At 35.5% G+C, this 14,038-nt stretch carries 12 protein-coding genes; 5 read left to right on the top strand and 7 right to left on the bottom strand.

All coding sequences use genetic code 11. The features are described from left to right. Nucleotides 1-504: 504 nt before the first annotated feature. A complete protein-coding gene (locus tag Q5Y73_RS17720) occupies nucleotides 505-1,293 on the top strand; it encodes an MBL fold metallo-hydrolase (protein ID WP_305993242.1) in 789 nt (262 codons plus the stop codon). A 424-nt stretch (nucleotides 1,294-1,717) separates the two neighbouring features. Here Q5Y73_RS17720 and Q5Y73_RS17715 read toward each other — a convergent pair whose 3' ends face one another. From Q5Y73_RS17715 to Q5Y73_RS17690, 6 genes are all read right to left on the bottom strand, one after another. Then, nucleotides 1,718-1,954: a hypothetical protein gene (locus Q5Y73_RS17715; RefSeq protein WP_305993241.1), complete on the bottom strand. Its 237-nt coding sequence runs from the start codon at nucleotides 1,952-1,954 to the stop codon at nucleotides 1,718-1,720. A gap of 243 nt (nucleotides 1,955-2,197) precedes the next feature. Then, on the bottom strand, nucleotides 2,198-4,207 hold the full coding sequence (gene ligA, locus Q5Y73_RS17710) for an NAD-dependent DNA ligase LigA (RefSeq protein ID WP_305993240.1): 2,010 nt from the start codon (nucleotides 4,205-4,207) through the stop codon (nucleotides 2,198-2,200). A gap of 113 nt (nucleotides 4,208-4,320) precedes the next feature. Further along, on the bottom strand, nucleotides 4,321-6,582 hold the full coding sequence (gene pcrA / locus Q5Y73_RS17705) for a DNA helicase PcrA (RefSeq protein WP_305993239.1): 2,262 nt from the start codon (nucleotides 6,580-6,582) through the stop codon (nucleotides 4,321-4,323). An 85-nt stretch (nucleotides 6,583-6,667) separates the two neighbouring features. Continuing rightward, complete coding sequence (pcrB, locus tag Q5Y73_RS17700; protein WP_371320231.1) at nucleotides 6,668-7,366, bottom strand: heptaprenylglyceryl phosphate synthase; 699 nt, start codon at nucleotides 7,364-7,366, stop codon at nucleotides 6,668-6,670. A gap of 150 nt (nucleotides 7,367-7,516) precedes the next feature. Continuing rightward, nucleotides 7,517-8,134 (bottom strand): spore coat protein, encoded by a 618-nt coding sequence (locus Q5Y73_RS17695; RefSeq protein WP_305993238.1) that lies wholly within the window; start codon nucleotides 8,132-8,134, stop codon nucleotides 7,517-7,519. A 26-nt stretch (nucleotides 8,135-8,160) separates the two neighbouring features. Then, the gene (locus tag Q5Y73_RS17690; RefSeq protein ID WP_305993237.1) at nucleotides 8,161-8,379 is read right to left on the bottom strand and encodes a hypothetical protein; all 219 of its coding nucleotides are present in this window, start codon (nucleotides 8,377-8,379) and stop codon (nucleotides 8,161-8,163) included. Between the two features lie 184 nt (nucleotides 8,380-8,563). Between Q5Y73_RS17690 and Q5Y73_RS17685 the strand changes: the two genes are divergently transcribed. The 4 genes from Q5Y73_RS17685 to Q5Y73_RS17670 all read left to right on the top strand — a co-directional run bounded on the left by Q5Y73_RS17685 (nucleotide 8,564) and on the right by Q5Y73_RS17670 (nucleotide 12,699). Beyond that, a complete protein-coding gene (locus Q5Y73_RS17685; RefSeq protein ID WP_305993236.1) occupies nucleotides 8,564-10,054 on the top strand; it encodes a GAF domain-containing sensor histidine kinase in 1,491 nt (496 codons plus the stop codon). A 73-nt stretch (nucleotides 10,055-10,127) separates the two neighbouring features. Then, nucleotides 10,128-10,760: a response regulator gene (locus tag Q5Y73_RS17680; RefSeq protein WP_305993235.1), complete on the top strand. Its 633-nt coding sequence runs from the start codon at nucleotides 10,128-10,130 to the stop codon at nucleotides 10,758-10,760. Nucleotides 10,761-10,918: 158 nt separating this feature from the next. Beyond that, nucleotides 10,919-11,452, top strand: a complete 534-nt coding sequence (locus tag Q5Y73_RS17675) for an NADPH-dependent FMN reductase (RefSeq protein ID WP_305993234.1) — start codon at nucleotides 10,919-10,921, stop codon at nucleotides 11,450-11,452. Continuing rightward, nucleotides 11,449-12,699, top strand: coding sequence for an MFS transporter (locus Q5Y73_RS17670; protein WP_305993233.1), 1,251 nt, complete (start codon nucleotides 11,449-11,451; stop codon nucleotides 12,697-12,699). Before Q5Y73_RS17675 ends, Q5Y73_RS17670 begins: the two co-directional genes overlap by 4 nt. 163 nt (nucleotides 12,700-12,862) lie before the next feature. Here the strand turns inward: Q5Y73_RS17670 and Q5Y73_RS17665 are convergent, their stop codons facing one another. Beyond that, complete coding sequence (locus Q5Y73_RS17665) at nucleotides 12,863-14,014, bottom strand: DUF2264 domain-containing protein (RefSeq protein ID WP_305993232.1); 1,152 nt, start codon at nucleotides 14,012-14,014, stop codon at nucleotides 12,863-12,865. Nucleotides 14,015-14,038: the final 24 nt, after the last annotated feature.

Raw genomic sequence — 14,038 nt, 5'->3', positions numbered from 1 at the left:
TGAAAAGTAATACTTTTCAAATAATTTTATCGATTCATTCTGTTCAGTTTTCAAAGAGCTTATTTCACGATAACTTCCTTTGTCGAAAATTGTCGTGACAAGAATTAATAATAGCAGACTTTATAATTAATTGCAAGCTATTTTTTCTTGTTGTTTACCGTTAAATTTTTCTGCTTCTTAGCGGCAAGAAATAATATACCACGAACATTCAATGTAATGCAATGAGAATATATTCCAAATACATATTTTTAAAAAAAAACCTCTTATCATTTGAATATTATCCAATCAATCGTTCAAAATCCGAATCCAACAGTTCTCATTTCCAAATAGATAGTATGTGAATGCTTTAATGAAAGTTACAAAATTACAAGAAAATCACTTTGAATAATTTGAACTGGAAAACTTTTTTGGTCATTTTTTCAAAAAATAACTTTTAAATTAATATAGTAATCCATATAATAAGAGTATAGCTCAATAGAAAATGAATAAGGAAAGTGAAAATATATGCTTGAATTATCACATCATGAAGATGTTATTGGTTTAAAAACAGTCGTACCTGCTATTGGTTTTCAAGTAAATGTTTATTTCTATTATATAGATGGTCTTTTAGTGGATACAGGTCCAAAACGGGGAAAAAAGGACATCGTCCCATATATTCAAAAAACAAAAATAGATCAAGTTGTGGTCACTCATCATCATGAAGACCATACTGGTCTAGCATCATGGATCGTCAATAACAAGCAAATCCCATTGTATGCTCATGAATCTGGTATAGAACTTTGCCGCAAAAATGGGGATATGCCATATTACCGCAAACTTTTTTGGGGAAGACGGAAAGGTTTTGATACTCAAGAGATTCCTCTGCAGGTGGAAACAAACAAATATAAATTTAAAGTGATTCATACACCAGGGCATGCTGATGATCATGTTGTTCTTTTAGATGAAGAAAATGGACGATTATTTGGTGGGGATTTATATGTATTAGGAAAACCGAAAAGTATCTGGCACTTTGAAAACATCCCTGTATTAATGGATTCTATACGCAAAGTATTAACATATGATTTTTCTACTGTTTATTGCTGTCATGCTGGAATACTACAAGATGGAAAACAAAAATTAAGAGCAAAGCTCAACTATTTGGAAGAATCTCAAACAAAAGTAAAAGAACTGCACAAAGAAGGGAAAACTGTTAAAGAAATTGCGAATGAATTATTTCCTCACAAAAATATGTTAAATTATTTTTCTTTTTTTGATACTTCACCTGTTCATTTAGTTAAATCAATGCTTTCATAAATAAAGATTCATATAATACAATAAACCACCTTTTACAAAGTAATCACTAATGACACTGTAAACAAAAAAGGTGGCTTATTTATGATCAAAGGATTAATGTTTTAAAAAGCAAAGTAGCAGAGGAAAGAAAAAAATCAAAGAAAGATTTTAACGATCAAGCTAATCAAATGCTGGATCAAGAACAAGAGAAGAATAAAATGATGTTTGAAAATCTACGTAATAAAATGCTAAATGAAAAAGAAGAAATAAATTTAGGTGAAGTACAATCAAGACGTATGAATGAATTATTGAAAGAAAGATGCACATAATGACACCATCAACCGCTGAAGCATTGCCCTCGCGTTTAATTGCTTCCCCCTTTTTCCAGATGAATGGTAACCCTTCATTCCTCAGATGCTCTACGATATCGTCCAGCATTTCTTCATCAAACTGAGGTATAATCTGTTTTACTTTCTAAAATGTTGTTGTCTTCTGGTACCACACGTACAACTCCATGCCGAAAATGAATGTCTATTCCCTCTTTAGCAAAATCATCTACATTGATAATCATCATTTTGCGATGATCCTTTATTACATCAGAAACATAATAAGGAAGTCCACAAGCTCCGTAAGAGATGTGTTCTCCCTTTTCAAATACCGTATTTGCCCTGACTATTGCCATGATTTTTCAATAATATCTGACGCTTATAAAAAATAACACTATGAAAGTAGGTAACCATACTTTTCATAGTGTTATTAATCGTCTATTTCATTAATATTTCTGCTCTTGATGCTGCTTCGATATATTTATAGGACCAGTGTTCTTTAACTACATCACTGTAGCTAGATTCTTCTAATGAATCTGAAATATCCAATCTAAATAGCAATACGATTACGAACTTATCATCATTTATTTCATTTAAAATTATGATAGATGCTCAAGTAATTCCGCTTCATTCATAACTTGCACACCAAGATCAGTTGCTTTTTTCAATTTACTTCCCGCTTTTTCACCCGCAATTAGAATATCTGTGTTCTTAGAAACACTGCCTGTTACTTTCGCGCCCATCGCTTCTAGCTTCGCCGCTGCTTCCTTACGACCTAGCTCATGTAGAGTACCTGTAATGACTACGGTTTTATCTTTGAATATACTATCTTTAATTTCCATAGTTTCTTCTATGACAGCTTGTGGATCTACTCCTGCCGAGAGCATACGATCTATGCTTTTTATAATGATTGGATTTGCGAAAAATGAAACGATGCTTTCAGCAACGATCTCTCCAACATCATGCAGCTGCACTAACTCTTCCTGCGTGGCATTCATTACATTTTCCAAGCTATTATAATGCTCAGCTATTAATTTAGTTGTGGTAATCCCTGTATTTGGGATACCTAACGCATACAAAAATGGCGTTAAGTCTTTGTTTTTGCTGTTTTCGATTGCTTCCAACAGCTTGGTTGCTTTCTTTTCTCCAAACCGCTCCAAGTCAATTAAATCATCAAACTCTAACTCATATAAGTCTGCTGGATCACGAACCTCACGTTCTTCATATAACTGAGTGATGGTTTTAATACTCAAAGTATCAATATCCATTGCATCTCTTGAAGCAAAATGTCTCATTCGTCCTATGAGCTGAGGTTTACATCCTAATTGATTTTCACAAAATAAATGAGCTCCCTTTTTTATTAGGTCTGTCTCACAAGAAGGACATGTTTCAGGAATTTTTATTTCATCCCCATCATCTTCTTCTGTTACTTTACCAAGAATTTCTGGAATAACATCATTGGACCTTCTAATGTAAACCTCTGTGCCAAGGGCAAAGTTCAATCCTTTTCTCTCAATATCCCCCTCATTGTTTAAAGTGGCTCTTTGCACCGTAACACCACCTATATCAACCGCACTCACTTTAGCTACTGGTGTAATTTTGCCAGTACGGCCAACCTCCCACATGACTTCTTCAAGTACAGTGGTTGCTTCTTCCGCTTTAAATTTGTAAGCAATGGCCCACCTAGGGAATTTTTCAGTATAGCCTAATATTTCTCTGGTTTTCATATCTGCTATCTTAATAACTGCCCCATCAATTAAGTAATCGAGCGTTGATTTCATTTGATCAATATGATCTAGCTCCTTGATTACACCTTCAATCTGGTTTTTAAAATGAATATATGGATTAATTTTAAAATAGTTTTCCTTTAAAAAAGCAACCATTTCCTTATGATCTTTGAACTCAGCTTTTTCTGTATAACCTACATTATATATAAATGCATCTAAGTTCCGTTTTGCTGTCACTTGAGGATTTAGATTTCTTAGTGCGCCTGCCGCAGCGTTTCGTGCATTTTTTAATGGTTCATCTGCTTTTTCATTATATTTATCTAAAACAGAGAGGTACATCAATCCTTCTCCTTGAATTTCTAAACGTCCATCTTTATAGGGGATTTGCAATGGTATGGTTTTTATTGTTTTCACTTGTGCAAGTATACTCTCACCCACCACACCGTTTCCTCTTGTTGCAGCTTGAATTAACTCCCCCTGATCATAGGTAAGGTTTAATGTAAGTCCATCAAATTTTAATTCCAGAACAAATGAAGGGTCTGGGAGCTTCTGTTCTGGATTATTTACATTATAATCATTTATAAGTTTAGTAATTCGTTTGTGCCAAGCATGTAAATCTTCATGGCTTTGTGCTTTATCCAAACTCCACAGTCTATTAATATGTTGGTGTTCAGTAAAACCCTTTAAGAGTTCTCCCCCAACTCTCTGGGTTGGTGAATAAGAATAAACTACGTCTGTTTCTTTTTCTAGTGCCACTAGCTGATCATATAAAAGGTCATATTCCTTATCACTGATCAGAGGTTGATCTAATGTATAGTAATGGTAATTATATTTGTTGATTTCATCGATGAGTTTCTTCATTGTTTCTAATCGATCGTCCATTGAATTCCCTCGTTTCGTCTAATGTGCGTTAGATTCACTCATATTCCTTCCAGTGCATCTAACACAAATCATTTAAGTTGCCCTATACTTACATTTGTGAATAGCAATCTAATTTAGACTTTCTCAATTGGAGCAAATTTAGCTAACAGTCTTTTAAGGCCCACTGGAGCAGGAAATGCAATTTGCAATTCTGTGTCATCCCCAGTTCCTTTAATAGCAACTACAGTACCTGTACCCCATTTTTTATGAGCAACCTTATCTCCATTACTATAATTGCCTACAGGTTTTTCATGTGAAGACGGTTTTTGCCGCTGAAAACTTGTCGTTCCTGAACTTTGAGATGATGAGTTAGATTTATATTGAGGTTGAGAACCATATGTTGTTCTGGCCTTGCTAAATGTTTGAAACTCTCTAACAGGTGATTTATCTTCGATTAATTCCTCCGGTATTTCCTTCAAAAATCTTGAAGGTGGATTCGAATTCGTTCTACCAAACAGCATTCTCATTTTGGCACAGGTTAAAAATAGTTTTTTCTCCGCTCTAGTAATCCCTACGTAAGCCAACCGTCTTTCTTCCTCTAATTCCTCTTCATCTTCAAATGTACGACTGTGCGGAAATACACCTTCCTCCATCCCTGCTACAAATACGTAAGGAAACTCTAATCCTTTTGCACTATGCATGGTCATCAATGTCACTGCAGAGGCATCCATTAGATCAGATGGATCTTCATCAAACGAGTCAATATCAGCAATCAAGGCTAAATCAGTTAAGAAGGAGACTAAAGAATCATCTTCATTCCGTTTTTCAAATTCCGCCGTAACGGATAGAAATTCCTCTATATTTTCCAATTTTGATTTTGATTCAATCGTATTTTCACGTAGAAAAGGTTCCTTGTACTCTGTCATTTCCAGCATCTTCTCAGTCAATTCAGACACTGTTAAATAATCGATCATGGAGCTTAAATTATCCATTAAAACTTTAAATTGCTGCAATGCATTCTTCGCTCTTGAACTCAGGTTTACAGCACTTAAATCTTCGAGCATCGTAAACATAGATTTACCTTCCACGGCAGCCTGTTCTTGAAGTTTATCTAGGGAAGCCGCTCCTATTCCTCTCTTAGGTACATTCACAATTCGCTGCAAACTAATGTCATCATTTGGATTGGAAATTAAACGAAGGTAAGCCAAAATGTCCTTAATTTCTTTACGATCATAGAATTTGATCCCACCGATAATCTGATATTGAATATCTGATTTGATCAATACTTCCTCAATGACACGTGACTGGGCATTGGTTCGGTATAAAATGGCATGATCTCTGTATTTAATGCCTTTATCATGATTTTGTTTAATTTCATTTGCAATAAAATAAGCTTCATCATGTTCTGAATCTGCTTTATATAGATGAATTTTTTCCCCGTTTCCTTGATCTGTCCAAAGCTTTTTCGGTTTTCGCCCAGTATTGTTGTTAATGACTTGGTTGGCTGCATTTAAAATATTTGAAGTTGATCGATAGTTTTGCTCCAATAATATCACTTCTGCATTTGGATAATCTTTTTCAAAGTTTAAGATATTCGAAATATCTGCCCCTCTCCATCTATAGATGGATTGGTCGCTATCTCCTACAACGCAAATCCTTTGGTGCTGATCTGCAATCATCTGACATAACAAATATTGCGCACGGTTTGTATCCTGATATTCATCAACATGAATATATTGAAATTTATATTGATAGTGTTCCAACACTTCGCCTTCTTGTTGAAACAACTCAATGGTTTTCATGATCAAATCGTCAAAGTCTAAAGAATTATTGCTCTTTAATTTTTTTTGATACTTCGTATACACACTGGAAACGACGCCTTGAAAATAATCACCAATTGTACTTTCATATCTCTCAGGTGAGACAAGTTCATTTTTAGCCGTACTAATCGCCGATAAAACAGCTCTTGGCTCAAATTTTTTACTATCTATATTAAGTTCTTTCATGCAGTTTTTCACTGCTGATAACTGATCTGTAGAATCAAGAATAGTAAAATTAGAGGTGTAACCGATTTTCTCTATATCCTTGCGTAAAATTCTGACACACATAGAGTGAAAAGTGGACACCCAAATATCGTTGGCCGAAGGACCAACTAAACTTTCTACCCGTTCTTTCATTTCTCTTGCTGCTTTATTCGTAAATGTAATAGCAAGGATGTTCCAAGGTGCTACATTATTTTTGGCAATTAAATAAGCAATGCGATGTGTCAGCACTCTTGTTTTCCCACTACCCGCACCTGCCATGATTAGTAATGGTTCTTCTGTAGATTCCACTGCTTTTCTTTGCTGATCATTTAAACCTTCTATTGATTCAAAAATATTAAAAGCTTCATTCATTTTTATTATTCAGACCTTCCTAATCGGATTATAATTATATATTATATCATATGAAAGCGAATACACGTTCTTGTATTTTTTACTTTTACTTCGATGTGATTTCTTTAATCTCGACAGTTTCAATCGCTGATTTTATATCTTCATAAATGACATTACCAACAATAATTGTATCAGCGGCTTCTGCAGCCCTCTTCGCTTTTTCTACATTATTTATTCCGCCCCCGTAAAAAAGCTGGGTTTGATTTAAGTTCTTCTTTACTTTTTTCAATATATCCATGTCACCAAAAACACCACTATATTCAACATAAAAAATAGGCATATGAAATAAATGCTCCGCACACCTAGCGTAAGAAAGCACATCCTCTTCATCTAAGCAAGCAGTTGCATTTGTAAGTTTTGAGACTGCAGCATCTGGATTTAATGAAACGTATGCTTCTGGCAAAATAAACTCCCAAGGAATAATATCTCCATAAGCTTTTATCGCTTTTTGGTGGTTTCCAACAATCCAATTCGGATCAGTTGCATTTAAAACAATCGGAATCATATATAAATCAAAACCTAAAACAATGGCTTCTTGATTGGAAATTTCTAATAAACAGGGCTTGGAAAAGCGCTGAACCTTAGAAAATAGGTCATAAGTATTTTCATAGGTAATGCCAGTAGAACCCCCGATCATGATCGCATCGGTTCCAGAGCAACATATTCTTTCCAAGTGATCATCTGATATTTTTTTATCAGGATCAAGCTTAAATATATGTCTCCAATTCTTTATTGTATCCTTCAAAATGAACCTCCATTTTTGACTCTATGATGAAGAGATGATTGTCTTCCTAAAATCAGTCTAAAGTACGCACAGTACACTGTCAAATATACAAAAAAACGCTCTGAAATATTAATATTCAGAGCGTTAAACCACTTGTCGCTAATTCATTTTTTAAATCAAATACTTTTTACTGTGATCCTGGGTAGTAGATGACATTTGTGTGCTCATCCCAGATCCAGAGCTCATCCCAGAGCTCGTTCCAGATCCAGCTCTCATTTGCGGATTTCCAGATGCATTAATATTTGAGCTAGTTGTGGTTGAAGATGCACCTGGCGGCATCGTACCCATCCCGCTCGGCATTCCATAATTAGAGGTCATTTGATTCATCGTTGCTTGGCTTGTTGGTTGAGCATTTTGCCCACCCATCATCCCTGCAGTTGTTTGTCCACCACCTAAATATTGCTGCATGAACTGCTGTGTTTCAAAACCACATTGTCTAAATTTTTGCTGTTCCTTTTGAATCTCCTGTGTAGGAGCTGCTGTAACATTATACATGCCTTGTTGATTCATCAATTGGAATAATTGCATTTGATCAGCAAGTGACTTCTGAAGCAATTGATTAAAGGTTTGATGAACCATTGGATTTGCCGCTTCCAAACATGCAGTTGTATATTCTCTGGACATTCTTTTAAGTTCTGATAATACTATATTTGCCATATCTTTGTCTGGTAAAGCAACGTGCTGCTGCCCCATTTGCTGTCCCATTGTTGATGTGGATTGATTATACAATAAAAACCCTCCCTTTCTTAAGTAGATTATGAATATTGGGTTTGACCGCTGTGATGATCTAATACATTCATTAATTGGTTATAATCCTGAAAACGTTCATGTGACAGCTGATAAAAAAACTGCTTTAACTGAGGATTTTGACTTTCCACTGCTCCATGAACACAAAGCTTTACTAATGTTTCTTCATTTTTCATTGAATCACATATGTAAGACAATTCTTTGGTTGATACTGATCCAGTGTGCATTGATTCCCCCCCTTTCCCTTTTTGATCCATATTAGCTTGCCACATTTTTTCATTTTTATTTAAAAATAATCGCTAAATTTCTTTTTGCACTCCTATTGCACACTCCATTATACTTAGTATATTAGTACTTAGATTGATATTTCTTCCAACGAAATCACATTACTTGTAGGGAAGTGAAAATAAGATGGTGAATGAAAAAAATATACAAAAATTAAATACATTAAAAGTCATACTGCAAACAATAAACCAAGTGACGGACTTAGATAAAATGCTGCAGTCGGTATTAAATGAACTCATTCATTTAATGGATTTAAAAACAGGTTGGATTTATTTTATCGATCCAGACGGAAATTTCAAACTAGTGACAGATTATGAATTACCCCCTGCTCTAAGTTATAAAGAAAAGAGATATATGTGTGAAGGAGACTGCTGGTGTATAGATCGTTATCATGATGGTCGTTTAGATAAAGCTGCCAACATCATTGAATGCAAACGTATTGAGGATGCAATCGAAAATGATTATGGGGATACTGAAGGTGTCACTCACCATGCTACGATTCCTTTAAAAGCAGGGAACGAAAAGTTTGGATTATTAAATGTAGCTTCTCCCAACAAGCTAAAATTCAATGAGGAAGAACTTGCTTTGTTAGAATCTGTAGCTATCCAAATAGGAACAGCAATAAAACGTTTGAACTTTATGAATCGAGAACAGAAAAGAGCGCATATGTTTCAAAAATTAGGTGAGGTAAGTACATCTCTTCATGGGGACCGTAATGAAAATTATAGATTAGAGTATGCCGCTTCTATTATTCAAATTAAGTTTCAATATGACCAAGTTATGATTGAATGCAATGAAAGAGTTCATGAAGAAAACAAAACAAGCAGTGAAGAGATGACAACCTTCACCCAGACCTTTCAATTAGGAGAAACAACAGGGAAAATTACGATCTCCAATCCGATATTAGATGATATTGATCAATTAATCATCGAACAATTAAGCCAACATTTAGCCATTATATTTGAACATGCTCGTTTAAATCAAAAAGGACACGAACTTGCTTTAATTCAAGAACGAAATCGTCTGGCTAGAGACTTACACGACTCCGTTAACCAACTCTTGTTTTCTCTAATGCTCACGGTTAGAGGGACAAAGGAAATGACAGAAGATGAGGATATTCATGAAATGCTGAACTACATGCAGGAGTTATCTCAAGATGCTTTAAAGGAAATGAAAGCTTTGATTTGGCAGCTGCGCCCTCAGGGATTGGAAGAAGGGGTTGTTTGCGCCCTTGTAGCATATGGGAAAGTATTAGGATTAAAAGTATCAGTTGATGTTCAAGGTGTTGGCGAGCTTCCTAGTATAATGGAAGAGTGTTTATGGCGAATTGGTCAGGAAGCACTGAACAACATTAAAAAACACGCTGAAACCACTGAGGTTTGCATAGAATTTAATCGTGATAAGAAAAACGTAGAGATGAATATTCATGACAACGGTGTAGGATTTAATATTGAAAATGGTCAACACAGTCCATCTCTTGGCTTAAAAAGTATGCGTGAAAGAGCAGACTTGTTCGGTGGCAACGTAGTAATCCAAAGTGTTTCAGGTAAAGGAACCCTGCTAAAAGTAAGTCTTCCAATGGCAAAAACCTATGTGGATACACTTTCAGTAAAATAAAGTTGAGTTTATTTTTTTTCATATTCAAAAGGGGAGTTTTTGAACAACTTCTAATGAAGGGTAGGATTTATAGATGGGAATTAAAATATTGATTGCTGATGATCATAAAGTCGTAAGAAGAGGGTTATATTTTTTTCTACGTACACAAGAGGATATTGAAATTGTAGGAGAAGCAGAAAACGGAAAAGAAGCTACTCAACTTGCAGCTGAATTAAAACCTGATATTATTTTAATGGATGTCATGATGCCTGAAATGAACGGTATCGAAGCAACTAAAGTAATAAAAGAAAAGTTGCCAGATATTAAAATCATTATTTTAACTAGCTTCTCTGATCAGGATCACGTCATTCCTGCAATTAAAGCTGGTGCAACTGGATATCAATTAAAAGACGTAGAACCCGATGAGCTTGTAAAAACAATACGGAACGTATACCACGGGCAGAATCATGTCCATCCAAAAGCCATGTCTCATATGATGTCTCATATGACGGATAATAGCGAAGAAGACAACTTAGTAGAGCAATTAACTAAACGGGAAAGAGAAGTATTGTCTGAGATCACAAATGGAAAAAGCAACAAAGAAATCGCAGACAGTCTGAATATTACAGAAAAAACAGTGAAAACACACGTGTCTAACATCCTGTCAAAATTGAATCTTGCAGACCGTACGCAAGCTGCTCTATTTGCTGTAAAGCACAATTTGTAAAATATCATAAATCTTCTACGACTAAAGTCGTAGAGAAAATTAAACCCTTTTCACGAGGTTAAAAAATAAAAAAGATTCTATAATAAATAGTAGATCATATCACATAAACAAAAAGTAAAACTAAAACCAATAGATTAGTTAAATAAGGAGAGATCAAGATGAAATTATTAGTGATTAACGGAACCCCTAGAAAATTTGGTAGAACAGGTGTAATTGGAAACTATATTTCTAATCAATACAATGCTGATTTAATAGATTTAAGTGAAGGCTCCATTCCTTTATATAACGGTGAGGAGGAGCAGAATGAAATCCCTTCTGTAAAACAATTAAGACAACTTGCTTACGATGCAGACGGTGTTGTATTGACATCTCCTGAATATCATAACGCAATGAGCGGAGCCCTTAAAAATGCTCTTGATTTCTTAGGCAGTGCTCAATTCGAGCATAAACCTGTTGCAATCATTGCAGTAGCGGGTGGAGGAAAAGGTGGAATTAATGCTTTAAGCAATATGCGTACTGTAGCGAGAGGAATCTATGCAAATGTTATCCCTAAGCAATTGGTATTAGATCCAGATCGATTTGATATGGAAAACAAACAATTAACAGCACAGGGTGAAGGTCAAGTAGATGAAGTTATTAAAGAACTACAACTATATATGAAGCACAGTGTACAGCGCAGCATAAGACAATGAGTTTGATCGTTCAGGATCAACGTTTCCTAAAGATATTAACTGCGAATATTTTTTCATCCATTGGGTCGGGGATTACCATGATTGCGATCCCGTGGATGATTGTTACAGGAGAAAATGGAGCCAGCACATTTGGTATTGTTTCCTTGATATTGACCATCATGTTATTTTTAATCGCACCGATCATAGGGAATCTAGTAGATCAGTATTCAAGAAAAACATTGCTGCTAGGTTCTGAGATGGTCGGATTCATCATTATCAGCTTATTTGCAATCATTGGGTTTATAAACGGAAGTTACGCTACATGGCACCTTGTTGTTTTATTTGCCAGCGGAATGTTATATTATTCTCTCTTCTATCCGACAATGTTCGCGATGAATCAAGAAATATTTGAACCAAAACAGTACAAAAGCTTAAACGGTATGATGGAAATCCAAGGACAATTATCTGCTGTTGTGACTGGAGGAATTGCCAGTTTATTAATTGACGTTATTGATTTTCAATGGATCTTGCTTATTGATGCAATTACTTATGTTATCGCTTTTTTCATTTTATGTACTATACCCTATACCAAAACGAAACAAACAACTCATTCCAATGCAGATGCTTCTTTTTGGGGGAAAATGCGAGAAGGCTTTATCTACTTAAAAGAACGTCCATTGTTATTTCTGTTTTTATTTTCTGCATTCATTCCATTTGTTGCGGTTATGATTACCAATTTTGTCTTTCCAATTTATATCGAAAGCACTCTACAGGCTGGGGGTACCATTTATGCAGCTCATGAGATGTTGTATGGAATTGGAGCGCTAGTAGCTGGGATGTTTGTACCTTTTCTTATTCATAAGTTTGGAAATATTAAGATTGTGCTTGCAGGAATATTTATTTTCATGGTAGCCATCATCCTTACAACCATTTTCCCTATTACAATCTTATTTCTAGTTGTATCTGTATTTTTCGGATTAGGAAATGCAGGCACAAGAGTAGCTCGAAACACTTTAATGATGGAAATCATTCCAAATGATAAGATGGGGCGTGTTGAAAGCTTATTTAGATCTTTAGGCCTTGCCTTACGAATCGCTTTAATTGGAAGTTTTACCATCATGATACCAAAAACAGGAACCTTGCCTGCTGTATCTATATTAAGTATGATTCTTATTGTCTCTTTGATCACAGCCATCATTGGGAAACTATATTTTAAAAAGAACTCAGCACATGCTATGAATGCTAGGGTGTCTAAGGCAGTGGAGTAATTGTTTTGCCTATCCAATGTTAGCAACGAATGATGATTCTCAAACAAAAAACATCTCAAACCACTTATTGTGGATGGGATGTTTTTTATATACTATGGTTTTGAAGAAGTAAAACTAATATCCTAGGAAAACTACAAACGTAACAATTAAAAAGAAAAAAAATTCACAAAGCTTTATCCATCGGAGCTGACTTTCCTGACCATATTTTTTGTGAAGTCCATTCTTCATCAGGATCAGTCCAAAATGCATGCTGCTCAGAAAGCCCTAATGGTAATAATCCAGTTAAACATAAATAGAGACTCCCTGTCGAAATATAGGGCTCACCTAATTCCATTTGACTGCCGCAGAAGCCAATTTGCAACCAGCCGTTTTTATCAAAATTCCCTTGAAACTCCATCATTCTGTTTATAACAGCGGACATCGCACATCTTACTTGAGCCATGGATAAAGAAGAAGGCAATTCATCTCTAAGCGCCATTTGACCTAAATGCTGTAATGCGCCAAAACGGTATGCTAGTGACCTTCCAATTGGAGGAATGGTCCCTTCAGGTGAGATCATCCTCTCCAATACTTCTGCATATCTCTGTGCACGAAGTTTAACAGGTTCTATGAGCTCTATCCAATGTTTTTCTTTATGACCAACAGTATCAAGTATATCTAATAACATCGGTTGGATTACGAAACTGTTATAATAATCCCAATGAAACTCAGGACCATCCCCATACACTCCATCCCCTTTATACCATTGCTCATGCTGTCTCAGGGCATAATCCACTCTCATCCGATCCCAGTCTTCTCCCATTCGATATAAAGCACATTCAATGATTGCAGAAAATAATAACCAGTTATTAAATCCAGGTTTACGTGAACGAGTTAACTTTAAAGCTCTCACTAGGTTATTTTGTACAGATCCGTCTAGCTTCTCCCATAATTCTGTAGGAGCGCGCAATATAGCATGAGATAGAAAAGCTGCATCCACAATAGGTTGATTCCCTAATCCAAAATTCATAAAATCAGGTGAATCTGGGTCTGTTCCCGCATCAATAGCTTCTCGTGCTAAATTCGCAAAACGTTGTCGCAGTTTTCCTTCAATATCTTTCCCAGGTCCGAGCTCCAACCAAGGAGCCATTCCTGCTAAAGATCTTCCTAAAGCTTCAAGGTAAGTATAAAGTATACGATCACGTTCTTTATAAAACCCGCTAATGACGGGCATGTTTTGTTTCAGTGTTCGATTAGATAAATGGTGAAGAACAGGTTCAGAAATCTGGCATAAAACATCAAGCCAATATTGTCTTGTAACCGCAGGTTCTCTCATTTGCAGCACCTCTCATGACAAGTA

Source organism: Chengkuizengella axinellae (genome assembly GCF_030730905.1).
Classification (GTDB): domain Bacteria; phylum Bacillota; class Bacilli; order Paenibacillales; family KCTC-33759; genus Chengkuizengella; species Chengkuizengella axinellae.
Note: the sequence above shows the minus strand (reverse complement) of the source record. Positions and strands in the feature narration are given on the sequence as shown.

Coding starts and splice junctions, on each gene's coding strand:
- Q5Y73_RS17670 (WP_305993233.1), top strand. CDS start 11,449: ATGAGTTTGATCGTTCAGGATCAACGTTTCCTAAAGATATTAACTGCG.
- pcrA (WP_305993239.1), bottom strand. CDS start 6,582: ATGAATGAAGCTTTTAATATTTTTGAATCAATAGAAGGTTTAAATGAT.
- Q5Y73_RS17690 (WP_305993237.1), bottom strand. CDS start 8,379: ATGCACACTGGATCAGTATCAACCAAAGAATTGTCTTACATATGTGAT.
- Q5Y73_RS17685 (WP_305993236.1), top strand. CDS start 8,564: ATGGTGAATGAAAAAAATATACAAAAATTAAATACATTAAAAGTCATA.
- Q5Y73_RS17715 (WP_305993241.1), bottom strand. CDS start 1,954: ATGGCAATAGTCAGGGCAAATACGGTATTTGAAAAGGGAGAACACATC.
- Q5Y73_RS17680 (WP_305993235.1), top strand. CDS start 10,128: ATGGGAATTAAAATATTGATTGCTGATGATCATAAAGTCGTAAGAAGA.
- Q5Y73_RS17720 (WP_305993242.1), top strand. CDS start 505: ATGCTTGAATTATCACATCATGAAGATGTTATTGGTTTAAAAACAGTC.
- Q5Y73_RS17665 (WP_305993232.1), bottom strand. CDS start 14,014: ATGAGAGAACCTGCGGTTACAAGACAATATTGGCTTGATGTTTTATGC.
- ligA (WP_305993240.1), bottom strand. CDS start 4,207: ATGGACGATCGATTAGAAACAATGAAGAAACTCATCGATGAAATCAAC.
- Q5Y73_RS17675 (WP_305993234.1), top strand. CDS start 10,919: ATGAAATTATTAGTGATTAACGGAACCCCTAGAAAATTTGGTAGAACA.